Origin of the sequence: Arthrobacter sp. SAFR-044 (genome assembly GCF_051965175.1) — a bacterium.
Classification (GTDB): Bacteria; Actinomycetota; Actinomycetes; order Actinomycetales; family Micrococcaceae; genus Arthrobacter.
Window position 1 is genome coordinate 206,127 of record NZ_JBQCMK010000009.1, and the last position, 26,105, is coordinate 232,231.

Genomic DNA, 26,105 nt, shown 5'->3' on the forward strand with positions numbered 1-26,105 from the left:
GTCAGCCCTTGGTGGTAAAGGCCTTGGCAGCCACCGCCGGGAGGAAGCTGTGGGCTTCCGGGATGTGCGCCGCGCTGACGCGGCGGCGGAACACCCAGTAGGTCCAGGCCTGGTAGGCAATCACCAGGGGAAGGCCAAAGGCCGCCACGATGCTCATCAGTCCCAGGGTGTAGTCGGAGGACGAGGCGTTGGAGATGGTGAGGTCAAAGGCGCTGTCCAGCGTGGAAGGCAGCACTACGGGGAACACGGCTCCGAAGATGGCGGTCGTGCCCAGCACCAGGAAGGCTCCCAGGGCCAGGAAGGCCCTGCCCTCAGAACCCTTCCGGGCCAGCAGCCAGGCAGTAAGGGCGGCACCGACTGCCAGGACAACGGCCGCCCAGGTCCAGGGCTTGCCGTCCATGAACTGGATGGCGAGGGCCCATGCTGCGATGGGAAGGAGCAGGACCGGCAGGAGCCGCACGAACCATTGCCGGGCCCGGTGCCGGACCTCGCCGTCGGTCTTGAGTGCCAGGAAGGCAAGGGCGTGCAGGAGCGAGAATCCCACCACTGCCACGCCGCCAAGGAGGGCGTAGCCACTGAACCAGGCCATGGGGCCGCCCTCGCGGTCGCCGTTGGCGTTCAGCGGCAGGCCGGTGGTGGTGAGGGCCAGGGCGGCACCCACGCCGAAGGCTGCGAAGAAGGAGCCCAGCGCGATGGCCCAGTCCCACCGGTTCCGCCAGCTGTCGGTGTCCACCTTGCCGCGGTATTCAAACGCCACGGCACGGAAGATCAGGGCCAGCAGGACCACCAGCAGCGGCAGGTAGAGCGCGGAGAACAAGGACGCGTACCAGAGCGGGAAGGCGGCGAAGGTGGCGCCGCCGGCGGTCAGCAGCCACACCTCATTGCCGTCCCAGACGGGTCCGATCGTGTTCAGCAGCACGCGGCGTTCGGTGTTGTCGCGGGCGAAGAGCTTCATCAGCATCCCCACGCCCAGGTCGAAGCCCTCCAGGAAGAGGTAGCCGGTCCACAGCACCGCGATGGCGATGAACCAAATGGTGGGAAGCAGTTCCATTGTGTGTTTCCTCTGCTCGGTCTGCGGGTGCGGTTAGTAGGCGAAGGCCAGGACGTCGTCGGCCGGTTTGGTGTCCCCGCTGCCGCCGGGTGTTTCATCCTCGTTCTCGTCCGCCGGCGCGTGGCCCAGTTCCGGCATCGCGGACACCACGCCGCCGCGGATGTACGTGACCAGCAGCTTCACCTCCACCACCAGCAGGACGGCGTAGACGGCGGTCAGGGCCACCAGCGAGGCAATCAGCTCGCCGGCGGAGACGCCCGGTGAGACGGCGGCCGCGGTGAACATGAATACCTGGTCGATGCCGCTGGGATCGGGGTTGGGCGCCACCACGAACGGCTGCCGGCCCATCTCGGTGAAGATCCAGCCGGCGGCGTTGGCGCCGAAGGGGGCCAGGATGCCGAAGACGGCCAGGCGCATGAGCCACCGGGATTCCGGGACCGTGCCCTTGCGGGTAAGCCAGAGTGCCACCAATGCCGCCAGCGCGGCGAGGCCGCCGAAGCCGATCATCATCCGGAAGCCCCAGTAGGTGACTTCCATGACGGGCACGTACTGGATTTCCTGGCCGGCCCGGTCACCGTAGATCGGGTTGTCCGGCAGGTGGGTTCCGTAGTTGGCCTTGTATTCGGGCAGCAGGCTGTTGACGCCCTGGACCTCGGTGGTGAAGTCGCCCTTTGCCAGGAAGGACAGGATGCCCGGAACTTCGATCACGGCCACCACGTCGTCGCAGTTCTTGGATCCCACGTTGCCGATGCTCAGGACGGAGAAGCCCGTGCCGTCGTGGCAGGCAGCCTCCGCCGCGGCCATCTTCATGGGCTGCTGCTGGAACATGAGCTTGCCCTGCAGGTCACCGGTGACGGCGGTGCCGGCGAACGAGATCATGGCCACCACGGCGCCGATGCGCAGGGACCGGATCCACACCTTGTGGTCGGCAAGGTCCCGGCCCGGGATCCGGGCGTCTTCACCCGGGATGACCCGGCCGTCGGCACCCACGGTGTCAACGCCGTCGTGCCGCCTCCGCCACAGGTGGTACCAGGCGATGCCCAGGAGGAAGCCGCCTGCCACGGCGAGGGCGCCGAAGAGGGTGTGCGGGACGGCAACGAGGGCGGTGTTGTTGGTGAAGACGGCCCAGGCGTCGGTCATGACGGGCCGGCCGTTGATCATTTCCACGCCCACCGGGTGCTGCATCCAGCTGTTGGCGACGATGATGAAGTAAGCGGAAAGCGCTGATCCAATGACGGCCACCCACAGGCAGGCAAGGTGGATGGCGGGCTTGAGCTGCTTCCAGCCGAAGATCCACAGGCCCAGGAAAGTGGACTCGACAAAGAAGGCGAGGAGGGCCTCGAGGGCCAGCGGTGCGCCGAAGACGTCACCCACGAAGCGGCTGTACTCGCTCCAGGCCATGCCGAACTGGAACTCCTGCACGATGCCCGTGGCGACGCCCATGATGAAGTTGATGAGGAAGAGCTTCCCCCAGAACTTGGTCATGCGCAGGTACTCGGGCTTGCCGGTGCGGTACCAGGCCGTCTGGATAACGGCCACCACCAGGCCCAGGCCGATGGTCAGCGGCACCATCATGAAGTGGTAGACCGTGGTGATACCGAATTGCCAGCGTGCGATTTCCAAGGCGTCCATGGCAGTCCCTACTGTTAGCCAATGCAGTTTTCTACGCTCCGTAGAACTGTAACTTCTACAAAGTGTAGAACATGGTCGGCGGCGGATGAAAACCAATTACCCTCCCCTAGGATCGCCCACGGGGGCGCGGCGCGCCAGATGTTCTACCCGATGTAGAAGGTTCGGCGGTTTCGGGGTAAATTTAGTGGTGTAGTTGAACAACCGCGTGACGTCACCGGGCGCCCAGGCGCATGGTGCGGGGAAATAAAGGAAAAGTGAAATGGCTAGTCTTGGTGAACTGGAACGGGCAGTGATGGACCTGCTCTGGGCGGGCCACGAAGCGGCTACGGCCAACACCCTGAGGGACCAGTTGGCGCGCACGTCGACTGCACAGGGCGGGCCGGGCCACGAAGGCAAGGAACTGGCCGTCACGACAGTACTTACCGTACTTTCCCGCCTGGAGAAGAAGGGGCTGGTGGAACGCGAACGCGGAACCCGCCCGCACCGTTACCAGGCGGTGTCCAGCCGCGCAGACCACACCGCTGAACTGATGCATGAGGTCCTGGGTTCAGCCCCGGACCGTGAGGCCGTCCTGGCCCGCTTCATCGGGTCAGTCTCCGAAGGTGAAGCCGAGACGCTGCGCAAACTGCTGGGCCACCTCTAGCACACCATGTTCTGGGCCTCATACCTGCTGGCGGTCCTTGCGATTATCCTGGCCTGGCCGGTGCCGATCCTCCTGTCGCGGGCACAATGGCCGGCCAGGTCGCCATTCACGGCGATGCTCTTATGGCAGGCGATCGCCTTGGCAGGTGGCCTCTCCATGATCGGCGCCATGCTGGTCTACGGCCTGGAACCTGTTGGTGACAACCTCATCGCGGGGCTGCGCGCCCTTGCCGGCATGGTGCTTTTCAACGCCCCCACCACGGCACTGGGGTTCTGGCATATTTTTGCCCTGTCTGCCGCCGCCCTGCTCACGGCCCACCTGGTGTTCACGCTGCTGCTGACGTACTACAAAATCCAGCGGCAGCGTCGCCGGCACCGCGAACTGCTCGCCCTCCTGGCCTCCCCATCCGGCCAGGACGCCGGAACCCTCGTCATCAGCCACGACTCCCCTGTCGCCTACTGCCTTCCGGGCGGCGCCCGGTCGGTGACCGTCCTGTCGGACGGCCTCATGGCGGCCCTTGAACCAGCCGAACTGCGTGCCGTCCTGATCCACGAGAACGCCCACCTGAGCCAGCGGCACCACCTGCTGCTCTGGGCCTTCGCAGCCTGGCGGCAGGCCCTCCCCTGGCTTCCCACCACCCGGCTTGCGCAGGAATCGGTGAACTCGCTCATCGAAATGCTGGCCGACGACGTCGCCCTCCGGACCGAGAGCAAAGCAACCCTCATCAAGGCCATCGCCATCGTGGCCAGCGGCTCCGCAGCCAGCGCGGGCACCGGCGACATCCGGCCCTCCACCCCCGCCCTGGCCCTGTCCGGGCTCGAGGCAGCAGCGGGCGGCCCGGGATCGGATGCCGTGAGGACCGCGGCCTCGAGGGTCAGCCGCCTCCTGACGCCGCAGCCCCAGCTTCCTGCCGCCGTCCGCAGTGCGGTCATGGCCGGCTGCGTCCTGCTGCTTGCCCTGCCCACGGCATTGCTCGTGGTTCCCGGACTGCTCGGCTGACGCCGGCGGCAATCGGGCTGCTGGGCTGGCGCCGGCGGCAATCAGGCGTCGATGCGCTCCCGGTCCAGGCTGGACGCGCCGGCGATGATGAAGTCCTTGCGCGGGGACACATCCGAGCCCATCAGCAGGTCGAAAATCTCTTCTGCCTGCTGCGCGTTTTCGATTCCCACCTTGCGCAGGGTCCGGTGCCGCGGGTCCATGGTGGTCTCGGCCAGCTGCTCGGCGTCCATTTCCCCCAGCCCCTTGTACCGCTGGATGGGCTCCTTGTACCGCTTGCCCTCCTTGGCCAATCGGGCCAGCAGCACGTGGAGTTCGGCCTCCGAGTAGGTATAGATCATCTCGTTGGCCTTCTGGCCGGCATTGATGACCTCCACGCGGTGCAGCGGCGGCACCGCGGCAAATACCCTGCCTTCGAGGATCATGGGCCGCATGTAGCGGAAGAAAAGGGTCAGCAGCAGCGTGCGGATGTGGGCGCCGTCCACGTCGGCGTCGGTCATGAGGATCACCTTCCCGTAGCGGGCGGCGCTGATGTCGAAGCTGCGGCCGGAACCCGCGCCGACCACCTGGATCAGGGCTGCACACTCGGCGTTGGAGAGCATGTCCCCCACCGAGGCCTTCTGGACGTTGAGGATCTTGCCGCGGATGGGCAGCAGCGCCTGGAAGTCCGAGGAGCGGGCCAGCTTGGCCGTGCCCAGCGCGGAATCACCTTCCACGATGAACAGTTCGGAGCGTTCGACGTCGTCCGTCCGGCAGTCGGCCAGCTTGGTGGGCATCGAGGAGGTTTCCAGCGCGTTCTTGCGCCGCTGGGTTTCCTTGTGCACGCGGGCCGAGATGCGCGACTTCATCTCGTTGACGATCTTTTCCAGCAGCAGCGCCGACTGGGCCTTGTCGTTCCGGTTGCTGGCGGACAGCTTGGCGGAAATTTCGCGCTCCACCACCTTGGCCACGATGGCGCGGACCGCGCTGGTGCCCAGGATTTCCTTGGTCTGGCCTTCGAACTGCGGTTCAGCGAGCCGGACCGTCAGCACTGCGGTCAGGCCGGCGAAGATGTCGTCCTTTTCGATCTTGTCGTTGCCGGCCTTGAGCTTGCGGGCGTTGGTCTCGACGGCTTTGCGGAAAGTCTTGATCAGGGCCTGTTCGAACCCCGACTGGTGCGTACCGCCCTTCGGGGTGGCGATGATGTTGACGAAGCTCCGTACGGTGCTGTCGTAGCCGATCCCCCAGCGGAGCGCCACGTCCACCTCGCAGTCACGCTCTACTTCGGCCAGCTGGCTGTGCCCCCGTTCGTCGAGGACCGGGACCGTCTCCTTGAACTTCCCTGACCCGTGCAGCCGCCAGACGTCGGTGACGGCCGGGTCCGCTGCAAGGAACTCGACGAATTCTGAAATGCCGCCGTCGTGGTGGAAGACCTCCTCGTGGGGGCCGGCTTCACCCGGCGTCCCGGGGACCCTGCGCTCGTCCCGCACCGTGAGCTTGAGTCCGGGCACCAGGAAGGAAGTCTGGCGGGCACGGGCCGCGAGGTCCTCGTAGGAGAATTTTGCGTCTGGGGTGAAGATCTGCCGGTCCGCCCAGTAACGGATCCTCGTCCCGGTGACGCCGCGCTTGGCTTTGCCCACCACGTCCAGTACGGAGTCGTTGACGAAGGGCGTGAACGGTGCTGCCGGATCCAGGCGGGAACCGGTGTCTTTGAAGCGGCCGGGTTCACCGCGGCGGAAGGACATCTTGTAGGTCTTGCCGCCCCGGTCCACCTCCACGTCCAGCCGCGAGGACAGGGCGTTGACCACGGAAGCGCCCACGCCGTGCAGGCCGCCCGAGGCTGTGTAGGAGCCGCCGCCGAACTTGCCGCCGGCGTGGAGCTTGGTGAAGACAACTTCGACGCCGGTGAGCCCCGTCTTGGGTTCCTTGTCGACGGGAATTCCGCGGCCGTCGTCGTGGATCTCCACGGAGTTGTCGGCGTGCAGGATGATCTTGATGTCATGGCCGAACCCGGCCAGGGCCTCGTCCACGGAGTTGTCGATGATTTCCCAGAGGCAGTGCATGAGGCCGCGCGAGTCGGTCGAGCCGATGTACATGCCCGGGCGTTTGCGGACGGCTTCGAGGCCCTCCAGGACGGAGAGGTGCCGGGCGGTGTACTCAGAGCTGGGTGCCACTGGTGATGAACTCCTTCAGGGACGACGGCGCGGCGCTGGGACCGCACCTTCTAGGGTAGTCGGCGGCAGCGGTCCCGGCCGCCTGCCACACCCGCGGACCGGTGTGCGGCGCGCCACGAACCCGGGTGACGGGCGGAACTGTGGAGTTCTTGACCGAACCTTGCGGATACGCGCACAGCGAACTTGCCCCATCCTTGCGATGGTTTGGATACGAATGCTGGTTATATAGATGTACTGATCTACTAAGGAGGCCGATATGACAACAGCAGTGGCAGACCGCACGCTGAATGCACTGGACCGGTGCGACCGTTGCGGAGCTCAGGCATATGTCCGGGTTGTACTCGAGTCCTCCGGCGGTGAACTGCTGTTCTGCGGCCACCACGCCCGTGCAGTCGAGTCGACGCTCAAGCCGTTGAGCTCCGACTGGCACGACGAGACGGGAAAGCTTCACGAGAAAGCTGCCGTTGAAATCGACTAGATGAGGCATCGGTAACAACGAATCCTGCGGGGCTCTTCCACACGGAAGGGTCCCGCAGGCGTTTAAGGACCCGCATCAGGGCTGATCCTGCCCCGCCCCCGCGGACTGCGGAAACCTTCCCGGGGGGAACTTGAAGACAATGGACCCGACAAGACAATGGACCCGACGACAACAGGGGCCGTCCCGAACCCACCCTTTTCGGTGGATCCGGGACGACCCCTGTTCAACCCTGCAGACGACTTAGTCCAGGTAGTCCCGCAGCACCTGCGACCTGGAGGGGTGGCGGAGCTTGGACATGGTCTTCGATTCGATCTGGCGGATCCGCTCGCGGGTGACGCCGTAGACCTTTCCGATTTCGTCTAAAGTCTTCGGCTGGCCGTCCGTGAGGCCAAACCGCATGGCAACCACGCCGGCTTCGCGCTCGGAGAGGGTATCCAGCACCGAGTGCAGCTGCTCCTGGAGGAGGGTGAAGCTCACGGCATCAGCCGGGACAACGGCCTCAGAGTCCTCGATCAGGTCGCCGAACTCGGAATCGCCGTCCTCGCCGAGGGGGGTGTGCAGCGAAATGGGTTCGCGGCCGTACTTCTGGACCTCGACAACCTTCTCAGGGGTCATGTCCAGTTCCAGTGCCAGTTCCTCGGGCGTGGGCTCGCGGCCCAGGTCCTGCAGCATCTGGCGCTGGACGCGTGCCAGCTTGTTGATGACCTCAACCATGTGCACCGGGATACGGATGGTGCGGGCCTGGTCGGCCATGGCGCGGGTGATGGCCTGGCGGATCCACCAGGTGGCGTAGGTGGAGAACTTGAAGCCCTTGGTGTAGTCGAACTTCTCAACGGCGCGGATGAGGCCCAGGTTGCCTTCCTGGATCAGGTCCAGGAACAGCATGCCGCGGCCGGTGTAGCGCTTGGCCAGCGAGACCACAAGGCGAAGGTTGGCCTCCAGCAGGTGGTTCTTGGCGCGCTTGCCGTCGTGGATGATGAATTCGAGTTCACGCTTGTACTTCGGATCCATGGACCCGTCGTCAGCGGCGATCTTCTCCTCGGCAAACAGCCCGGCTTCGATGCGCAGCGCAAGGTCCACTTCCTGCTCAGCGTTGAGCAGTGCCACCTTGCCGATCTGCTTCAGGTAGTCCTTGACGGGGTCGGCCGTGGCACCTGCAGACATGACCTGCTGCACGGGGGCGTCGTCGTCGTCTGCATCGGAGTAGACGAAGCCCTTGCCGCTGCCGGCGGCACCCTTGACGGGTTCAGCGTCGGCATCCTCAACTGCTTCCGCGCCTTCGAGGACGATGTCGTTGTCGTCGATGTCTTCCTCGACTTCTTCGACCTCGTCCGGGTCAACGTCACCGGACTTTCCTGCGGCCGCTGCTGCAGCCTTGGCGCCGGGCTTGGGCCCACGCTTTTTGGGCTCGCGCTTGCCGTCCGCTGCAGCCTCCCCGGCCGAAGCCTTGTTGGCTGCCCGCGTGGCTGCCCGCTTGGCATTGGTCGCGGCCTGCTTCTCCTCAGGGGACAAGACATCCTGGGCGGCGGAATCCTTCTTCGTGGAAGACGGGGTCACAGAAAACCTTTCTAGCGGTGGTCTGTGGAATCACCATACGGGCAACACCACTATGACCCTGTCAAGTCCGTGATGAAAACCGAGCGCCACCACGGCCGGCAGAGTCACTTAAGACAACTCCCGGAGTGGCTGTAATGTTCCCTTGCGGGACGCTGACAAGCACTCGGTACACGGACCCAACCGGGTCTCGGCATCCATTGTCTCATGATTTGCCGGAATCCGGCCTCTCCCGCCGCCATCCGCTCACAAACCTTCCTTCCCTGTTGCCTTCTCCCCCGCGCTTTCCTCCCCGAACTTCTGCCATGCCGCGTCCTTCCGGGCCGCCCAGCCACAGAGTGTTCCCCTGCCCACGAGGTCCAGCAGCAGTTCCGCGAGCCGGTAGCCCGGCTCAAGTTCAAGAGCCTGGTCCAGGTAAGCGGCAGAGTAGGATCCGCGGCCCCGGCACCACGCAACCCAGCCCTGAAGCGTCAGCGCCGCGGCCGCTGCGCCACCGCCCAGCACAGCCAATTGGCCAAGAACCCGGTCCAGCGCGTCCAGGCCCTCCCAGTCGGGAACGTCCGGCGCCAGCCCCATGAGGACCTCGCCGTAGCCCGCAGGCACAGAGCCGGAAGCGGCCGCGGTTCCCCGCAGCAGGCGCAACTCCCGTGGACGGGCCGCAGCCTGCCCCGCCGCACCGGACCTTCTGCTTCCCCTCCGCGGTTGGCGGCCCGCGAAGTCCGCCGGAGGCAACAGCGGCAGCGGCACCACGGAGACCCCGCTGGAGTCCCCACCCCCGTCGTGAAGGACGCCGAACTGCTCGGCTCCGGCCTCCGCAGCGTTCCGGCCTGCCGCTGCCATCACCAGTACCGCGTCGCGCCAGGTGGGACAGAGCAGCGTGGCACGGAGGAAGGCGTCGCGCTCAACATCCGCCATCCATGGCCGTGCCGGCGTCCTGTCCAACAGCATCTCCCAGAAGTCGAGCACGGCATCGAACTGTGCCCTGGATCCGGACCGTCCGGCAAGCTCTTCCTCCCAGCCTTTCTGCGCCTCCAGGACGGCGGCCAGGTGCATGGCGGGGACGGCTGTTGCCGGACCGCGGCCTGTCTTGGGAGCCGGGCCAACGCTGCTGCCCCTGTACACCATCTCCGTATTCAACATGCTGTCCGTGATCTGCTGCACGGGCCTACCTGGAAGCGGGCAACAGGAAGGATCAGCGCAGAATGCGTCGCGCCAGTATTCGCCGCCCACAAACCAGGCATCGCGGACCGGCATCCCGCCCTGGGCCAGGGCGGACTGCACCGCCGAAATCAAACGGTCGTAGTCGGACGGCGGAAGCATGCCGGCGTCGCTGGTGAACACTGCCAGCAACGCGCCGTCTGCCTCCTGGTCAGACTCAAGGTAGCGGCGGACGGCACGGGCGAACCCTGCCGGGTCTGCCTGTATGTCCGGTCCCGGGAGGTCGAGCCGCAACGTGGCCCCGAGCCTGGTGCCGTGCAGCGTCATGGCCACCAGGCTGGATTCAGGCCAGTAACCCAGGGAGTGGGGGATGAAGCCAAGGATGTCTTCCGGCCCGCGGACTGTTAATCGTTCTGAAGCTGTCATTGCTCCAGCATTCGCCCGGACCCAACCCCGCAGAAGGGCGTCCTTGGCCTAAGTGGAAAAGTCCGCCAACCGGCAGCCAAACCCGCGCCACACGGGCCTGTGCAGGAGTAGTCAGTCGTCGGTGGGCGTCGTCTGGCGACGGCGGGCCAGGCTTTCCCGGCGCTGCCGGGCCAGGGCGCTGCGCAGTGGCGGCACCACGATCCCCTGGTCGGCCATCTGCCGGCGCACCTTTCGCCGGGAGGCCAGGATCGCGGCGGCGCCGAAGGCCAGGAGCAGGAACTGGACGCTCAGGGCCAGCCGGAAGGGATCCAGCCCGTACAGCACCCCCTGCGAGAAACCGGAAGCGTAGAGGACGTCCAGCACCAGGCCGATCAGGAAGATGGACACGAGGGCGGCAATGAAGCCGCCAACATTGACGATCCCGGTGGCGGTGCCGATCCGGTGCGCAGGGTTGAAGGTGCGGGCGAAGTCGAAACCGATCATCGAGCCTGGGCCGCCGATTGCGAGCACCACCACCAGGCCGGCCAGCAGCCACAGCGGAGCCCGGCCGGGCAACAGCAGCACCGCCGCCCAGGCCGCGGCGGTGCCGGCGGCGATCAGCAGCACCATGGTGGAACGGCGCAGCGGGTGCCGTGAAACGAAGCGCCCAATGAAGGGGCCAACCGCCATCGCGGCGGCGACGTACAGCGCCATCAGGGCGGCGACGGTTCCGGCATCCAGGCCCTGGCCGGAAATCAGGAATGGATAGCCCCAGGTCATGGCAAATACGGTGCCGGAGAACTGGATGGTGAAGTGGCTCCACATTCCCAGCCGGGTGCCGGGCTGGCGCCATGCCCGGGCCAGCGACGCCCCGGTGGCCCGGAGCCCCTGCCGTGCATGCGGCCGTTCGGTGCCCGGCGGAGCGTCCTGCAACAGCAAGACGACGAGTACGACGGCGAGCGCGGACATCCCTGCCAGCATCAGGAAGGCGGGGGTCCATCCCGCGAGGTGGAGGACCAGCGCGAAGGGCAGGACACTGAACAGCTGCCCCAACTGGCCGGACATGCCCGTTAACTGGGTGACCAGGGGTACCCGGGCGGGAGCGAACCACAGCGGAATGAGCCGGATCACCGAGATGAAGGTCATGGCATCGCCCGCGCCCACCAGGACGCGGCCCAGGACTCCCCCGGGAATGCTTTCTGCAAAGGCCAGCTGCAGCTGCCCGAGTCCCATCAGGACGGCGCCGCCGGCAATCATGGCCCGCGATCCGAACCTGTCCACCAGCACGCCCACGGGAATTTGGAGGCCGGCGTAGACCAGCAGCTGCAGGACTGTGAAGAAGGAGATGGCGGACGCGCTGGCGTGGAACCGCTCTGTCGCCTCAAGTCCCACCACACCGAACGAGGTGCGCTGCGCCACGGCCACCAGGTACCCGAAAATTCCAATGGTCCAGATAAGCCAGGCGCGGGGTGCAGTCACCACTTCATTATGCCCGGCGGGACGCCGGTTTCCCGGAAGTTGTGACCAGCGCTACTGCCCCGGGTTCTCCCGCGCAAGGTAGGCCTCCACGGCGGCGCCGAGGTCGTCGGCGTCGGGAAGCTCATCGTTCTCGTTGGCCAGGAGCGACCGGCGCACGATGCCGTCCGACTTTTCGTCGTACCGGGTTTCGAGGCGGGACACCACCTGCTGGACTTCTTCGGACGCCTCGATCTGCTCGGCAATCTGGCGGCTGACCTCACGGCCCGATTCGCGGAGCCGGTCGGTGGGCAGCATGAGGGACGTGGCGGCGCCCAGGTATTCCAGGCCGGCGACGGCGGCGGTCGGGTATTCAGCCTCAGCCAGGTAGTGCGGGACATGGATGACGTACCCGGCAACGTTGCGTCCGGCCTCCACGAGGCGCAGCTCCAGGATGTGGCCCACGGCGGCAGGAACTTCGACGGTGGGCTTCCATACCGAAATGCCCTCGATCAGTTCAGGCCGGTTGCCGTGCACGGTCACGCCCACAGGCCGGGTGTGCGGCACCGGCATGGGAATCGAGTGGATCCAGGTGACCAGGTTGACGTCCAGTTTCTCCACGATGTTCACCACGGCGCGGGCGAACCGTTCCCATTGCAGGTCAGGTTCGAAGCCGGCCAGGAGGAGGAACGGCTTACCCAGCCCGTCCACCAGCCGGTACAGGGCCAGCCGGGGCTCCTGGTAGTCCTGGATGTGGTCTTCGACAAAGCTCAGGTGCGGCCGCCGGGACCGGTAGTCGATCAGCTGGTCGGCATCGAAGACTGCCACCGGCTGGGCATCAAGGGAGTCCAGCAGCTCGGAGTTAATCTGCTTCACCACGTGGCCTGCGTCGGCAAACCCGGTGAAACCCATGACCATGTTCAGCCCCTGGAGTTCGGGGCTGTGGAACAGCTCGATGTTGCTGGCATAGAGCGCGTCGGGGTCCAGCAGGGAGCCGGAAATCCGTTCAAGCACGGCATGTTCCTTTCAGGGGTGCGGGTGGACATCATTCATAACGCTGCAAGGGCACGCGGCATTCCACCGGCCGGTGTGGCGCACCTCTCAGGAAATTCTCCTGCGGCACCGGGGAAGGACTACGATCGGAACTGGCCTGCCAGGCGGGCTTGCACCCACCCGGTGACCGTCCAGAACGGGCGGATCCGGACCAGCATGGCAGAGCGCCCAACATGCATCCCTGCCCGAACGTTTCGAGAATTGAGGACTCATCCCTGTGGTCAAGAATACTGAAGTCAACCTTAGTACCGTCTCTCGGGACCTGAAGAAGAGCCCCAGCGACGCCGTGGTCATCGGGGTGGGGCAGGGAACCGATGGCCCCGTCCTGTTGGACAACCCGCTGACGGCGAAGTCCGCCGAGGCACTCGCAGACTCCCTCAGCGCACTGGGGGTAACCGGCGCTGCCGACCAACTGGTCCGCCTGCCGGGCCTGCCGGAAACCGGCGCCGGCATCCTGGTCCTCGCCGGCGTCGGCAAGGTTCCTGCCACGGGGGCGCTTACGGGTGAGGCACTCCGCAGGGCTGCAGGATCGGCCGTCCGGCAGCTGGCCGGCCTGGCCACGGTCACCCTGGCGTTTCCGACGGCGACGGTGCAGGACGTCACGGCCGTCGCCGAAGGCGCCGCGCTGGGTGCGTATTCCTTCACCGAGTTCCGATCCTCCGCGGACGGACTCAAGGATCCTGTCCGCAATGCCGTGATCTTCACCGGCCTGGCCGGCAGCGCGGACCTGGACGCGGGCCTGAAGCGTGCCGGGCTGGTGGCCAGGGCCGTGAACCACACCCGTTCCCTCGTCAACACGCCGCCCAGCCACCTGTACCCAGAATCCTTTGCGGAGGCAGCCAAGGACCTGGCCAAAGGCCTGCCCGTCAAGGTAACCGTCTGGGACGAGAAGCGCCTTGAAAAGGAAGGCTATGGCGGCATCATGGGCGTGGGCAAGGGCTCCACGCGCCAGCCGCGCCTGGTCAAGGTCGAGTACTCCCCCGCCAAGGCCACCGCCAAGATCGCCCTCGTCGGCAAGGGCATCACCTTCGACACCGGCGGCATCTCCATCAAGCCGGCCCTGAACATGGGCGACATGAAGAGCGACATGGCGGGCGCCGCCGTCGTCCTTAACACTGTCCTGGCCCTCGCCGGACTGGGCCTGCCGGTCAAGGCCACCGCGTGGCTCTGCATCGCGGAGAACATGCCCGGCGGTGGCGCCTCACGCCCTGCTGACGTCCTGACCATGTTCGGCGGCAAGACCGTGGAAGTCCTTAATACCGACGCCGAAGGCCGGCTGGTCATGGCCGACGGCATCGTCGCTGCCAGCCGCGAATACCCGGACGCCATCATCGACGTCGCCACCCTCACCGGTGCGCAACTGATCGCGCTGGGCAACCGCACCGCAGGAATCATGGGATCGGACAGTGTCACAGGTGCGCTCAAGGCAGCGGCTGACCGTGCCGGTGAACTGGTCTGGCCCATGCCCCTGCCCGAGGAACTGCGCCCCACCCTCGATTCACAGGTGGCGGACCTGGCCAACATCGGCGAACGGCACGGCGGCATGATGACCGCCGCCGTGTTCCTGCGCGAGTTCGTGGGTAAGGACAAGGCAGGCGAACAGATCCCCTGGGCGCACATCGACATCGCAGGACCGTCCTTTAATAACGGCAGCCCTTACGGCTACACCCACAAGCAGGGCACCGGATGCACCGTGCGTACCCTGGTTGCCTACGTGGAGGACATCCTGGCCGCTGCCTAGGAACGGCTGCAGCCCCGGTACCACGCGGCTCTGGGCACAGGTGATCCCTGTGCCACAGAGCCGCGTGACACTGGACACAAGCGCTCCACAAACGCAACGCCAAGGTGGAGCATGGATAGGTGGTTCGCTAAGGTGAACCACGGTAGTCACAAATGCAAGAGGGTTGCCCTGCTGACATAATCACGGCAGTGCAAGTTCCAAGACCAGATGATGCGCGCTGATCGCGTCATCGTTCACGCGAGGGAGCGTTTTAGTGGCCGATCAGGCAACTGCGCAAGAATTCGACATCCTGGTACTCGGTGGCGGCAGCGGCGGATACGCTGCAGCGCTGCGGGCGGTACAACTCGGCCTCACCGTCGGCCTCGTGGAGAAGGGCAAGCTGGGCGGCACCTGCCTCCACAACGGCTGCATCCCCACCAAGGCCCTGCTGCACTCCGCAGAGCTGGCCGACCACGCCCGTGATTCCGCCAAGTACGGCGTGAATGTCACCCTCGACGGCATCGACATCAATGCCGTCAACGCGTACAAGGACGGCATCATCGCCGGCAAGTACAAGGGCCTGCAGGGTCTCATCAAGTCCAAGGGCATCACCGTCATCGAGGGTGAAGGCAAGCTGCAGGGCACCGACACCGTCGTAGTGAACGGCACGGCGTACAAGGGCAAGAACATCGTCCTGGCCACCGGTTCCTACTCGCGCACCCTTCCGGGCCTCGAAATCGGCGGCAAGGTCATCACCTCCGACCAGGCGCTGACCATGGACTACATCCCCAAGAGCGCCATCATCCTGGGCGGCGGCGTCATCGGCGTCGAATTCGCCTCGGTCTGGAAGTCATTCGGCGTGGACGTCACCATCGTCGAAGGCCTGCCCTCCCTCGTTCCCAACGAGGACGCCACCATCGTCAAGAACTTCGAGCGTGCCTTCAAGAAGCGCGGCATCAAGTTCTCCACCGGCATCTTCTTCCAGGGCGTGGAGCAGAATAACGACGGCGTCAAGGTCACCCTGGTGGACGGCAAGACGTTCGAAGCGGACCTGCTGCTGGTCGCCGTCGGCCGCGGCCCCGTCACGGCCAACCTGGGCTACGAGGAAGCCGGCGTCACCATCGACCGCGGCTTCGTCATCACCAACGAGCGCCTCCACACCGGCGTCGGCAACATCTACGCCGTCGGCGACATCGTCCCCGGCGTACAGCTGGCCCACCGCGGCTACCAGCAGGGCATCTTCGTGGCCGAGGAAATCGCCGGCCTGAAGCCTGTGGTGGTCGAGGACATCAACATCCCGAAGGTCACCTACTCCGAACCCGAAATCGCTACCGTCGGCTACACCGAGAAGGCTGCCAAGGAAAAGTTCGGCGACGACCAGGTCCAGACCCAGGAATACAACCTGGCCGGCAACGGCAAGAGCTCCATCCTGGGCACCTCCGGCCTGGTCAAGCTGGTCCGCCAGAAGGACGGCCCCGTGGTGGGCGTCCACATGATCGGTGCCCGCATGGGCGAGCAGGTGGGCGAGGCCCAGCTGATCGTGAACTGGGAAGCCTACCCGGAAGACGTGGCGCAGTTGCTGCACGCCCACCCCACCCAGAACGAAGCCCTCGGCGAAGCGCACCTGGCGCTGGCCGGCAAGCCGCTGCACGGCTAGTTCCCCCCAGCATTACCAGGCCCGGTGCACCCGGCCGTACAGACCGGGTGCACTAGGCTTCCAACAAGGCAGCAATCATTCGCACTAAAGATCAATAAGGAGAACGGGGACGACATGTCTGAATCCGTTAACTTGCCCGCCCTCGGTGAGAGTGTCACCGAAGGAACCGTCACCCGCTGGCTCAAGCAGGTAGGTGACCGGGTAGAGGTGGACGAGCCGCTGCTCGAAGTCTCCACCGACAAAGTAGACACTGAAATCCCCTCTCCTGTAGCTGGCGTGATTGAAGAAATCCTGGTCGCTGAAGATGAGACCGCCGAGGTAGGCGCACCGCTGGTGCGCATCGGCGACGGCTCCGGCGGCGGCTCCGCGCCGGCCGAAGAAGCTCCCGCTGCCGCTCCCGCCGAAGAGGCACCTGCGGCTGCTCCCGCTCAGGAAGCCCCCGCTGAAGCGGCGCCTTCACAGGAAGCCCCGGCCCAGGAAGCCCCGGCTGCCGGCGGCGAGAGCCACGAAGTAACCCTCCCCGCACTGGGCGAGAGCGTCACTGAAGGCACCGTCACCCGCTGGCTCAAGGCCGTGGGCGACGCCGTCGAGGTCGACGAACCCCTGCTCGAGGTTTCCACCGACAAGGTGGACACCGAGATCCCGTCCCCCGTTGCCGGCACCCTGCAGGAAATCCGCGTCAACGAGGACGAGACCGCCGAGGTTGGTTCCGTGCTCGCCGTCATCGGCTCCGGCGCCCCCGCTGCCGCGGCTCCGCAGGCTGCGCCCGCAGCTCCCCAGCAGGAAGCCCCCAAGCCCGCACCGGCAGAGTCCGCTCCCGCGCAGACCGCGCCCGCCCAGGCCGTTCCCGCCCAGCAGGCTCCTGAGCAGGCTGCACCGGCCGCGTCGCAGGCTGCCCAGGCTCCTGCTCCGGCAGCCCAGGAAGCCGCACCGGCCGCAGGTTCGGAATCCGGCTACGTCACTCCCCTGGTCCGCAAGCTGGCCAACCAGCATGGCGTGGACATTTCCTCTCTGTCCGGCACCGGTGTTGGCGGCCGCATCCGCAAGCAGGATGTGATAGCCGCCGCTGAAGCCAAGGCCGCTCCCGCCGCGGCTCCGGCCGCAGCCCCCGCCGCTTCGGCCCCCGCCGCGTCGGGTGCAGCCGCCTCCTCGCTGCGCGGAACCACCCAGAAGGCTCCCCGCATCCGCCAGGTCATCGCCCGCCGCATGCGCGAGTCCCTCGAGGTCTCCACCCAGCTCACGCAGGTGCACGAAGTGGACATGACCAAGGTGGCCAAGCTCCGCCTCAAGGCCAAGAACTCGTTCCAGGCCCAGAACGGCACCAAGCTGACCTTCCTGCCCTTCATCGCCAAGGCAGTAGCCGAAGCCCTCAAGCAGCACCCCAAGCTCAACGCTGCGTACGACGAGGACAAGCAGGAAATCACCTACCACAACGCCGAGCACCTGGCGATCGCCGTCGACACCGACAAGGGCCTGCTGGTTCCGGTCATCGCCGACGCCGGCAACCTGAACCTCGCCGGCCTGGCCGGCAAGATCGCCGATGTTGCCTCCCGTACCCGCGACGGCAAGATCGGTCCGGACGAACTGTCCGGCGGCACGTTCAGCATCACCAACATCGGTTCGGTGGGCGCCCTGTTCGATACCCCGATCATCAACCAGCCGCAGGTGGGCATCCTCGGTACCGGTGCCATCGTCAAGCGCCCCGTTGTGGTTGCTGACGAAAACGGTGACGACTCGATCGCCATCCGCTCCATGATGTACCTGTCCCTGACGTACGACCACCGCCTGGTGGACGGTGCTGACGCAGGCCGGTTCCTCCAGACCCTGAAGGCACGCCTCGAAGAAGGCGCGTTCGAAGCGGACCTGGGGCTGTAACAGCCAGCCACGAACGACGGCGGCGGGCGCCAACGGTGGGATGACCACCGGCGGCGCGCGCCGCCGTCGCGGTTTAACGGGCAGCCGGCAGGGATGCCCAGCGTGGCTTTGCTACGGGCCGTAGAACAGACTGGCTAAGCTGGAGCCATGACTATCCTCTTTAACATCCTGGTATTCCTGCACGTGGTGGGCGCGGCCATGATTGTGGGCTACTGGATCGCCACGATGCGGACCCCCACCGTACATCCGCGCCAGCGTGATGGCGCCTTCCTGCAGCTCCTCACCGGCATTGCCATGATGGGCATCCTTCCGTTCCTGCCCGATTCGGATCCCAACTACGCCAAACTGGGCATCAAGTTCGTCATCGCCATCGTGGTGGCCGTCCTGGCCGTGATCGGAACGCGCAAGGTCAAGAACGGCCAGCCCGTCTCCACCGGCCTCGCCCACAGCGTCGGTGGCCTGGCCCTGGTCAACATCGCCATCGCCACCCTCTGGCAGTAACTTCCCAGGCCGGACAGCCGGTCATAATGCTCTGAGAGCGGATTATCCGTGCAAGTCATGGGCCGGATCCCTAGGATGGGGAGCGGTGGGCCCGGCCATGCTGCCGGACCCGGACCGAATCGACGTTGAGGAGAGACATGGCTACAACACGCAACGCCCACACCGTATGGACCGGAAGCCTGACCGAAGGCTCGGGCAACACCACCCTGGACAGCTCCGGCCTGGGCACCTTCGATGTCACCTGGAAGGCGCGCACCGAGGCTGCCGGCGGAAAGACCAGCCCGGAAGAGCTGATCGCCGCCGCGCACTCGGCCTGCTTCTCCATGGCTTTCAGCCACGAACTCAGCCAGGCGGGCTTCACGCCGGAAGAGGTCAACACCAAATCGGAGGTTGGCTTCCAGCCCGGAACCGGGATCACCGGCAGCCACCTCACCCTGAACGCCCGGATCCCCGGCATCTCGCAGGAAGACTTCCAGCGCATTGCCGAGGCCGCGAAGAAGGGTTGCCCCGTGTCCCAGGCCCTGGCCGGCATCGAGATCACCCTCGACGCCACGCTGCAGTCCTAGGCCACACCGCCGCGCCAAACGCCAAAGGCCCTGCCTTTCCGGAATCCCGGAAAGGCAGGGCCTTTGTTGTTCCTGGTGGCGCTAGCCTTCGTGCCTTCGGGCCGGAAGCGGAGCGGGCAGCACCTTGCGGTAGCCGGAGCGGGCCGGCGGCCGGTCAGTCGGCAGTTCCTGGATCATTTCCTTCAGTGCCCCAATGCCGTACTCCAACTGGGGATCACGTCCGGCAGCATAGGCATGCGGCGGGTACGCCACCTCGATATCCGGATCAACTCCGTAGTTCTCCACGCTCCAGCCAACGCCGCCGCTGAACCAGTTCGCATAGCGGGGCTGGGTGACGCCGGTGCCGTCCGCCAGCGCAAACCGGTTGTCGATGCCGACAACGCCGCCCCACGTGCGCGTTCCGATCACCGGCCCGATGCCCCGCAGCTTTGACACCTGGGTGATGATGTCGCCGTCTGAGCCGGCAAATTCATCCGCCAGGATGATGACTGGCCCCCTCGGCGCGTGGTGGGGGTAGGTGCGGGGCTTCTCCCCGCGCGGCATGCTCCACCCCGTGACCTTGCGGCCGATGAGCTCAGCCACAAGCTGTGATGTGTGGCCCCCGCGGTTGCGGCGGACATCGACGATCAGTCCATCAAATGCGGTTTCCGTGTCCAGGTCCCGGTGGAGCTGGGCCCAGCCGTTGGCCATCATGTCGGGAATGTGCAGGTAGCCGAAGGTTCCGTTGGAGGCCTCGCGGACGGTCCGCCGGTTGCCCGCCACCCATTCCTGGTACCGCAGGCGCTCCTCATCCTTGACAGGGACGACGGCGACCCGGCGCTGGGTGCCTTCAGCGCCGCCGTGTCCGGGACCGTTGAGGAGGGTGAGTTCCACAGCGCGGCCGGCGGCTCCCACCAGCTGCATGGCAGGGGTTACGTTTTCGGAGAGCGGGACGCCGTCGACGGCCAGCAGGACGTCCCCCGCCTTGGCACCGACGCCCGGCCGGGTGAGCGGGGAGGTGGCCAGCGGGTCAGAGGACTCGCCCGCCAGGATGCGGGTGATTTCCCAGCCCCGCGCGGTGTGCGAGAGGTCGGCGCCGAGCCTGCCCTGTCCGCGGCTGCCGCGCTCGGTGACCGCGGCGGGGCGCACGTACGCGTGGGACGTTCCGAGTTCGCCGTGCAGTTCCCACAGCAGGTCCACCAGGTCATCGTGGGAGCCCAGCCGATCCACCAGGGGACGGTAGCGGGCGTGGATGGATTCCCAGTCCTGGCCGGCCATGTCCTCGGTCCAGAAGAAGTCGCGCTGCAGCCGCCAGGCTTCGTCAAATGCCTGTCCCCAGACGCTGAGCGGGTCCATCAGGACACGGATCCGGCCCAGGTCCACCTTGACCACCTTGCCCGATTCCTCGTCCGCCTTGGCGTCCGACGGAACCACGGTGACCTGCTTGTCGGCAACCACCACCACCTTGCTGCGATCGCCGGAGAGGCGGTAGCTGTCCACAGCATCCACCAGGGTGGCCTGCTTGCGCCGGGTGATGTCGTACCGGACCAGGCTGGGACGGGCGTCCTTGTCCTCCTGGCTGGCCTTCCCGTCGCCGGTCACGCCTGCCAGGACGGAGTCGAGCCAGAGGAGCGCACCGTCAACCGTCTTCAGTGAACTGTAGTTGCCCTGTGGCACGGGGACACCGATCACGCGGTGGGCCAGGCCCTCCGCATCCACCTTGACCGCAGGCACGGGGCTTTCCCCTGCCTCGGCTGCATCCGTGGACTTCGCGTCCGTGCCGGTATCCAGCTCCGCGCCCGCGGGATCAACCGACGGGCCAAAGGGCGACGGCGTCTCAGCCGCGAGTGCCACCAGGTAGGGCTTGATGGGGCTGGGGAAGGAGAGATCGAACGAATGTCCGTCGTACACGGGGTCGAAGCTGCGGTTGGACAGGAAGGCGAGGAATTTGCCGTCCGGGGTGAACGCAGGCGACGCGTCGCGGAAGCGGCCGTCGGTAACGTCCACCGGCTCGGCGTCGAGCCGGTCCACGGTGGCCAGGCGCAGCCGGCTGCGCGAACCAAAGGAGGTGACGGGCTCCGACCAGGCCAGCCAGCGCGAGTCCGCCGACCAAGCGAGTTCGGAAATGCTCCCTTCCCCGATGCTGGCCACCTGGCTGAGGGCGCCGCTGCGGGTGTCCAGTATGTATACGTCGCCGAACGATGTTCCCAGGGCAACCCAGCGGCCGTCGGGACTTGCCTCCAGGGAACTGGCACGGGACGGCGTCGGTACGGTGATGCCTGCTTCCGCCGGGGTTGCCTGGGCAGCCGGGGCGGGAGCTGCATCCGTGGGCGCCACGTCGGCCTGCTGCTCCTCATCCGAGGGTACGTGTGCCGCGGCTCCCGCGGGCTTGCCACTGGACGCGGGAACAGGCCGGGGAAGGCTGACTGCGTCAGTGTCCTCCCCGCCGGTTGCCGCCTCCGCGGAAGCATTCGCGGGAGGGTTGGAAGGAGCGCCCGCGACGGCGGCCGGGACGCTGCCGGACTGCGGATCCAGCTGCGCTGCGGTGTGCGGAACGGGAGCGGCGATGTCCTTGATGTGCAGGGCTTCCACGCCGTCGTGGTCGGCAATGTAGGCGATGCGGCCGTCCCCGAGCGGCCTGGGCAGCCGGCCGCGGACGCCCGGGGTGGCCTCGATGATGCGGGATGGACCGTCTTTGTGCCGCAGCCAGTGGATGGTGCCGTGGGATTCAACGGCACTGGCGGCGCCGGCCATATCCGGCGCCACCGCCCCCAGGTGCTTGACGGCGTCGAGCAATGCGGGGCGCCTGGTCTGTGAGGCGGAGCCGAGGGTGATGTCCAGCTTTACCGCGTCCGAGCCCAGGTCATGGAGGACCCAGAGTTCCCCTGCGGATTCAAAGATGACCCGCTTGCCGTCAGTGGCTGCATGCCGGACGTAGAAGTCCTGGTGGTCGGTGTGCCGGCGCAGGTCCTTACCGCTGGGCAGGACCGAGTACAGGTTGCCGTAGCCCTCATGGTCTGACAGGAACGCGATCCGGCCCTCCACCCAGAGGGGATCGGTGAGGTTGCCGTCGAGGTCCGGGAGCAGGCGTTCGAACTCACCGTTGCCGTCGCGGTCGATCCACAATTTCCCTGCCGTTCCGCCGCGGTACCGCTTCCACCATGCCGGTTCGCGGGACAGTACGCTTGCCAGCACTACAGGGCGTTCATCGCCTACCTCGGGACCGAAGGCAACGGACTCAACCGGCCCGTAGGGAAGCTCCTGGGCCCAGCCGCCCTCGAGGGGAACACTGTAGGCGTGAGTGTGCCGGCTTTCGGCCTGGCGGAAGGCACTGGTGACCACCACGGAGCCCCCGGTGGTGAATCCCTTGACCTTAGTGCTGCTGTGGCCGAAATAGGTGAGCTGCCGGTACCCGCCGCCGTCGACCTGTGCGGAGACCACCTCCGGTGCCGTTCCCTGCACGACGGTCCACACCAGGCGCTTACCGTCGGGCGTGAAGCGCGGGTTGCGGGCAGGGAGCTGGAGCGACGAGACACGCCAGGCCCGGCCGCCGCCCAGGGGCGCAATCCACACGTCATCCTCGGCCACGAAAGTGACCAGATCACCATGCAAATGCGGGAAACGGAAGTAGCTCGAAGAGGTCATCGTTCGATCATAGTCAACTGCTACCCCGCCCCACGGGAGCTACACGGCCCGGGCTGCCGTGGTGAGATGGACCCATGCACATTGTCATGGCCGGCGCCTCCGGGCTTATCGGTACTTACATGTCCGCAGCATTCCGCCGTGCCGCCCACTCGGTGGTGACGCTGGTCCGCAGGCCCCCGGCAAGCGCCGCCGAAGTCCGCTGGGACCCGGCGGCAGGTGTCCTCGATCCCGGTGTTTTTGCCGGTGTCGACGCGGTGGTGAACCTCTCCGGCGCCGGCATCGGTGACCGGCCGTGGACCCGGAGGCGCGTGGCGGAGTTGTTCAGTTCACGGCTGGGACCAACCAGGACGCTGGTGCAGGCCATGGCACGGGCCGATACGCCACCAGCCACCTTCATCAGCCAGTCAGGTGCCAACTACTACGGTGATGCCGGCAACACTGTCCTGCGCGAGGACGCTCCGGCAGGCTCCGGGACGCTGGCGCAGATCTGCCTGGAATGGGAGCAGGCGGCTCTGATGGCGCCGCCGGGAGTGCGGGTGGTGACGCCCCGTACCGGGGTGGTGTTCAGCCGTTCCGGTGGAGCGCTGGGCAAGCTGCTCCCGCTGCTGCGCCTGGGTGTGGGCGGTCCATTCGGAAACGGCCGGCAGTTCTGGCCCTGGGTGACGCTTCCCGACGTATCGGCCGCGTTCCTGTTCCTCCTGGGCTCCCCGGTCTCCGGCCCGGTCAATGTGGCTGCCCCTGAGCAGGCGGACGTGAACACCATCGTGGCGGCGCTGGCCCACGCGCTGCACCGGCCTGCCGTGCTGCGGGTTCCTGCCCCCGTGCTGCGCACCGTGATGCCCGGTTTGGCCGAGGAACTGCTGCTTGGGAGCCAGCGGATGGAGCCTGCTGTCCTGGCGGCTGCCGGGTTCCAGTGGCAGCACGGGCACCTGGCAGACGCTGCACGCTGGGTGGCCGGAAAGACCGGCACCTCCTAGCCGTGCGCAGGGAATCGGACAACAGCCGGTGTGCCTGTTTACGGGCCCGGCAGGATGTCACTCACCCGCCACTGTCCATCCACGGACACCAGGACCAGCCGAAGTACCTGCGGCCGGGTGGGTGTCCCCGTGGCCAGCACCGTGCCAGCCGCGTCCACCATCCGGTATCCGGAGGTAGCGGACACTGCCCGCACCACGGCATGGACGTCGGTGGCGCCGTCTTCCGAAGCCAGCTCTGAAAGCGTGGTGGTGAATCCGGCGAGGCGCTGGCCGGAGGCGGCGAACTGGCGGGCGATACGCTGGTCCGCGGCGGCTGCCGATGACCCGGGGGCGTTCACGTCTGCCAGGAGTTCCACGCCCCCGGTGCTGAAAGCGTAGTCCCGCAGCGCCGCCAGCCCCTGCGCAGCTGCCACGGGATCAACTGCTGCGGCCTGGAGCCGCGCAACGTCAACGGGTACCGCAGCTCCTGCCCCTCCACCGGCACTGACTGCGGCCGAGGGCGAGGGCGCAGACAGCGGTGGCAGCCCGTTTGCACCACCCACATGCCGCGTGCTGTCCCCCGCGGACGATGACACCCACCACACCACTGCCGCCGCCGCGGCAATGAGCGGCAGGACGGACCGCAGGAGCACCCGCCGAACCTGGCCACCAATGGGGCCATCCACGTGTTTTCCCCGGGACTCCCCCGCGGCTTTCGCCCCTGGCCAGGTTCTGTCCCGCGCCGGTGATGGCGCCTCGTTCCGCGCCTGTGACAGCCGTGCCGGTGCAGGCCGTCCGGGCCAGCGGGATGACGCCGCCCGGCGGCGCAACCCCTGGAGTTTCATTCGCAGTCCGCTGCCCTTCCCCGCAGCGGGAACCTGTCGCCGCGTCATCAGCTCGGGCAGGACAGTGGGATGGACGGCATCGGAGAGGTCCACGGGGTGTGGTTCTGCGCTGCGGTAAACAGCAGTAGCCAGCGCCAGCGCATCAGGCCGCAGCCGCCGCTCGTCGTTCAAGCCTGCCTCCAGTGCAGCCGCAAGGTCTTTGGGAACGCCGGGAACCAGGAGCGGCAGGGGCGGGCGGTCTGCCGTGCGCCCGGGCGCTTCCCCCGTGAGGCAGTACCACCCGAGGGCCGCCAGCGAGTACACGTCGCGTTCCGGCTGGAGGCCTGCACGGACGGCGTCCACCGGGGCGGGGTCCAGGAAACCGCCCGTTCCCACGGTCCTGCCGCCCGGGTCGCCGAGCATCCTGGCGACGCCCAGGTCCGACAGCATCGGTTTTCCCTGGCCGGTAAACAGGACGTTTCCCGGCGAGACGTCGGAGTGCGTGAAGCCTTTGCCGTGCAGGTAAGCCAGTGCCTGCGCGATGGGCGTCAGGACTGTGACCGTCTCCCCCACGCTGAGGCTGCCGCGGGCGGACACCAACTGCGCCAGGGACCCGCCGGGAGCATAATCCATGATCAAGGCTGTGCCGCTGCAGGGTTCCGTCCCCTCCACCGCCTCGTGGGCCCTGATCAGGTGCTGGTGGTCAAGGACGGACAGGATGCGGATCTCCCGCCGCACGTCGTCGCCGGTGATGGTCGTGCCGCTGCGCCTCCTGCTTCCGCTGGCACGGAAGCACTTCACGGCGCATTCCCGGCCCGTCCGTTGTTCCCTTGCCAGCCACACGTCCGCGCTGCCGCCCCTCCCCAGCAGCCGGCCGACGTCGTAACCGGGAACCTCAGGTGCCTGTGCATCGTCCATGGTCCATGTCTAGCCGAGTTCCGGCCTTGCTGCAGAAGTTATCCACAGCCCGTGGCGGGCGCAGTCACAAAGAGTGCGCGCGGTGAGCTTGGACACTAAACCGGGCCGGTTCGGCTGCGGGGTCTAAGCTGGATGCCATGACTCTTGAGTTTTCACAGCTGGGTCTTGCCCCCGACTTCGTTGATTACATGGACGGCTGGGATGCCCAGCGCGAACTCCATGACAAAGTTGTCGCCGGAAGTGCGCCCAGCACAGTCCTTCTTTTGGAGCATGCCGCTGTATATACGGCAGGCAAGCTCACCGAGGACCACGAGCGGCCCTTTGACGGTACGCCGGTTGTCGCGGTGGACCGCGGCGGCAAACTTACCTGGCATGGCCCCGGACAGCTGGTTGCGTACCCCATCCTGAAGCTGAAGAACCGCTCCGGAATCAGGGACTACGTGGAGCGCCTTGAAGAGATCATGATCACCGTGATGGCCGACTACGGCATTAACGCCGAACGCATCAAGGGCCGCGCGGGTGTGTGGATCAAGGCCGATTCCAAAGGCCCCGACCGCAAGATTGCAGCTATCGGCATCCGCGTCCTGAACGGCGTTACCATGCACGGCGTCGCCATCAACTGCAGCAACGACCTGGCAGCGTACGGCCAGATCATTGCCTGCGGCATCACCGACGCCGGAGTAACCACCATGTCCCTGGAAACGGGCAAGGACATCCGGCCCGCGGACATTGCGGACCGGTTCGTGGCGGAATTCCGCAAGCATGAAGAAGCATTGGTTTCGAGCCCTGAAGGAGCTCTACTGTGACATTGGCACCTGAAGGCCGGAAGATGCTGCGGATCGAGCAGCGCAACGCTGCGGTCCCGGTGGAGCGCAAGCCCGAGTGG

The 26,105-nt window shown here is 66.6% G+C and carries 19 protein-coding genes; 10 read left to right on the forward strand and 9 right to left on the reverse strand.

Annotated features, from left to right (window positions below):
- Window position 1: 1 nt before the first annotated feature.
- Complete coding sequence (cydB, locus tag ACTHQS_RS15345) at window positions 2–1,051, reverse strand: cytochrome d ubiquinol oxidase subunit II (protein ID WP_440170563.1); 1,050 nt, start codon at window positions 1,049–1,051, stop codon at window positions 2–4.
- A gap of 33 nt (window positions 1,052–1,084) precedes the next feature.
- Window positions 1,085–2,683 carry a cytochrome ubiquinol oxidase subunit I gene (locus ACTHQS_RS15350; RefSeq protein ID WP_440170566.1) on the reverse strand — a complete coding sequence of 533 codons (1,599 nt, stop codon included), beginning with the start codon at window positions 2,681–2,683 and terminating at the stop codon, window positions 1,085–1,087.
- Between the two features lie 259 nt (window positions 2,684–2,942).
- Here ACTHQS_RS15350 and ACTHQS_RS15355 point away from each other — a divergent pair, with 259 nt between their 5' ends.
- On the forward strand, window positions 2,943–3,326 hold the full coding sequence (locus ACTHQS_RS15355) for a BlaI/MecI/CopY family transcriptional regulator (RefSeq protein WP_440170568.1): 384 nt from the start codon (window positions 2,943–2,945) through the stop codon (window positions 3,324–3,326).
- A 6-nt stretch (window positions 3,327–3,332) separates the two neighbouring features.
- Window positions 3,333–4,325, forward strand: a complete 993-nt coding sequence (locus tag ACTHQS_RS15360; protein WP_440170570.1) for a M56 family metallopeptidase — start codon at window positions 3,333–3,335, stop codon at window positions 4,323–4,325.
- 41 nt (window positions 4,326–4,366) lie between these two features.
- Here ACTHQS_RS15360 and ACTHQS_RS15365 read toward each other — a convergent pair whose 3' ends face one another.
- Window positions 4,367–6,475 carry a DNA gyrase/topoisomerase IV subunit B gene (locus ACTHQS_RS15365; protein WP_440170572.1) on the reverse strand — a complete coding sequence of 703 codons (2,109 nt, stop codon included), beginning with the start codon at window positions 6,473–6,475 and terminating at the stop codon, window positions 4,367–4,369.
- Between the two features lie 256 nt (window positions 6,476–6,731).
- On the opposite strand from ACTHQS_RS15365, the gene ACTHQS_RS15370 reads away from it, so the two are divergent.
- Window positions 6,732–6,953 (forward strand): DUF7455 domain-containing protein, encoded by a 222-nt coding sequence (locus ACTHQS_RS15370; protein ID WP_306633037.1) that lies wholly within the window; start codon window positions 6,732–6,734, stop codon window positions 6,951–6,953.
- Between the two features lie 240 nt (window positions 6,954–7,193).
- Here the strand turns inward: ACTHQS_RS15370 and ACTHQS_RS15375 are convergent, their stop codons facing one another.
- The 4 genes from ACTHQS_RS15375 to ACTHQS_RS15390 all read right to left on the reverse strand — a co-directional run bounded on the left by ACTHQS_RS15375 (window position 7,194) and on the right by ACTHQS_RS15390 (window position 12,539).
- A complete protein-coding gene (locus ACTHQS_RS15375; RefSeq protein ID WP_440170576.1) occupies window positions 7,194–8,510 on the reverse strand; it encodes an RNA polymerase sigma factor in 1,317 nt (438 codons plus the stop codon).
- Between the two features lie 243 nt (window positions 8,511–8,753).
- Window positions 8,754–10,091 (reverse strand): DUF4192 domain-containing protein, encoded by a 1,338-nt coding sequence (locus ACTHQS_RS15380; RefSeq protein ID WP_440170579.1) that lies wholly within the window; start codon window positions 10,089–10,091, stop codon window positions 8,754–8,756.
- Window positions 10,092–10,202: 111 nt separating this feature from the next.
- Window positions 10,203–11,549 (reverse strand): MFS transporter, encoded by a 1,347-nt coding sequence (locus tag ACTHQS_RS15385; protein WP_440170582.1) that lies wholly within the window; start codon window positions 11,547–11,549, stop codon window positions 10,203–10,205.
- Between the two features lie 51 nt (window positions 11,550–11,600).
- Entirely contained in the window at window positions 11,601–12,539 is a 939-nt protein-coding gene (locus ACTHQS_RS15390; protein WP_440170584.1) for a proteasome assembly chaperone family protein, read from the reverse strand.
- Between the two features lie 256 nt (window positions 12,540–12,795).
- Here ACTHQS_RS15390 and ACTHQS_RS15395 point away from each other — a divergent pair, with 256 nt between their 5' ends.
- The 5 genes from ACTHQS_RS15395 to ACTHQS_RS15415 all read left to right on the forward strand — a co-directional run bounded on the left by ACTHQS_RS15395 (window position 12,796) and on the right by ACTHQS_RS15415 (window position 18,897).
- A complete protein-coding gene (locus ACTHQS_RS15395; protein ID WP_440170586.1) occupies window positions 12,796–14,319 on the forward strand; it encodes a leucyl aminopeptidase in 1,524 nt (507 codons plus the stop codon).
- 253 nt (window positions 14,320–14,572) lie between these two features.
- Window positions 14,573–15,955: a dihydrolipoyl dehydrogenase gene (lpdA, locus tag ACTHQS_RS15400; RefSeq protein WP_440170589.1), complete on the forward strand. Its 1,383-nt coding sequence runs from the start codon at window positions 14,573–14,575 to the stop codon at window positions 15,953–15,955.
- A gap of 114 nt (window positions 15,956–16,069) precedes the next feature.
- Window positions 16,070–17,830 (forward strand): 2-oxoglutarate dehydrogenase, E2 component, dihydrolipoamide succinyltransferase, encoded by a 1,761-nt coding sequence (sucB, locus tag ACTHQS_RS15405; protein WP_440170592.1) that lies wholly within the window; start codon window positions 16,070–16,072, stop codon window positions 17,828–17,830.
- A 147-nt stretch (window positions 17,831–17,977) separates the two neighbouring features.
- Window positions 17,978–18,331, forward strand: a complete 354-nt coding sequence (locus ACTHQS_RS15410; protein WP_440170594.1) for a hypothetical protein — start codon at window positions 17,978–17,980, stop codon at window positions 18,329–18,331.
- 137 nt (window positions 18,332–18,468) lie between these two features.
- Entirely contained in the window at window positions 18,469–18,897 is a 429-nt protein-coding gene (locus ACTHQS_RS15415; protein WP_440170596.1) for an OsmC family protein, read from the forward strand.
- 81 nt (window positions 18,898–18,978) lie between these two features.
- Here the strand turns inward: ACTHQS_RS15415 and ACTHQS_RS15420 are convergent, their stop codons facing one another.
- The gene (locus ACTHQS_RS15420; RefSeq protein ID WP_440170597.1) at window positions 18,979–22,521 is read right to left on the reverse strand and encodes a S41 family peptidase; all 3,543 of its coding nucleotides are present in this window, start codon (window positions 22,519–22,521) and stop codon (window positions 18,979–18,981) included.
- A 74-nt stretch (window positions 22,522–22,595) separates the two neighbouring features.
- On the opposite strand from ACTHQS_RS15420, the gene ACTHQS_RS15425 reads away from it, so the two are divergent.
- The gene (locus ACTHQS_RS15425; RefSeq protein ID WP_440170600.1) at window positions 22,596–23,498 is read left to right on the forward strand and encodes a TIGR01777 family oxidoreductase; all 903 of its coding nucleotides are present in this window, start codon (window positions 22,596–22,598) and stop codon (window positions 23,496–23,498) included.
- Between the two features lie 38 nt (window positions 23,499–23,536).
- On the opposite strand, the gene ACTHQS_RS15430 is transcribed toward ACTHQS_RS15425, so the two are convergent.
- On the reverse strand, window positions 23,537–25,219 hold the full coding sequence (locus tag ACTHQS_RS15430; RefSeq protein ID WP_440170602.1) for a serine/threonine-protein kinase: 1,683 nt from the start codon (window positions 25,217–25,219) through the stop codon (window positions 23,537–23,539).
- A gap of 137 nt (window positions 25,220–25,356) precedes the next feature.
- Here ACTHQS_RS15430 and lipB point away from each other — a divergent pair, with 137 nt between their 5' ends.
- Window positions 25,357–26,025 (forward strand): lipoyl(octanoyl) transferase LipB, encoded by a 669-nt coding sequence (gene lipB, locus ACTHQS_RS15435; protein WP_440170605.1) that lies wholly within the window; start codon window positions 25,357–25,359, stop codon window positions 26,023–26,025.
- Window positions 26,026–26,105 lie beyond the last annotated feature (80 nt).

Coding starts and splice junctions, on each gene's coding strand:
- cydB (WP_440170563.1), bottom strand. CDS start 1,051: ATGGAACTGCTTCCCACCATTTGGTTCATCGCCATCGCGGTGCTGTGG.
- ACTHQS_RS15350 (WP_440170566.1), bottom strand. CDS start 2,683: ATGGACGCCTTGGAAATCGCACGCTGGCAATTCGGTATCACCACGGTC.
- ACTHQS_RS15355 (WP_440170568.1), top strand. CDS start 2,943: ATGGCTAGTCTTGGTGAACTGGAACGGGCAGTGATGGACCTGCTCTGG.
- ACTHQS_RS15360 (WP_440170570.1), top strand. CDS start 3,333: ATGTTCTGGGCCTCATACCTGCTGGCGGTCCTTGCGATTATCCTGGCC.
- ACTHQS_RS15370 (WP_306633037.1), top strand. CDS start 6,732: ATGACAACAGCAGTGGCAGACCGCACGCTGAATGCACTGGACCGGTGC.
- ACTHQS_RS15380 (WP_440170579.1), bottom strand. CDS start 10,091: ATGACAGCTTCAGAACGATTAACAGTCCGCGGGCCGGAAGACATCCTT.
- sucB (WP_440170592.1), top strand. CDS start 16,070: ATGTCTGAATCCGTTAACTTGCCCGCCCTCGGTGAGAGTGTCACCGAA.
- ACTHQS_RS15410 (WP_440170594.1), top strand. CDS start 17,978: ATGACTATCCTCTTTAACATCCTGGTATTCCTGCACGTGGTGGGCGCG.
- ACTHQS_RS15415 (WP_440170596.1), top strand. CDS start 18,469: ATGGCTACAACACGCAACGCCCACACCGTATGGACCGGAAGCCTGACC.
- ACTHQS_RS15420 (WP_440170597.1), bottom strand. CDS start 22,521: ATGACCTCTTCGAGCTACTTCCGTTTCCCGCATTTGCATGGTGATCTG.
- ACTHQS_RS15425 (WP_440170600.1), top strand. CDS start 22,596: ATGCACATTGTCATGGCCGGCGCCTCCGGGCTTATCGGTACTTACATG.
- ACTHQS_RS15430 (WP_440170602.1), bottom strand. CDS start 25,219: ATGGACGATGCACAGGCACCTGAGGTTCCCGGTTACGACGTCGGCCGG.
- lipB (WP_440170605.1), top strand. CDS start 25,357: ATGACTCTTGAGTTTTCACAGCTGGGTCTTGCCCCCGACTTCGTTGAT.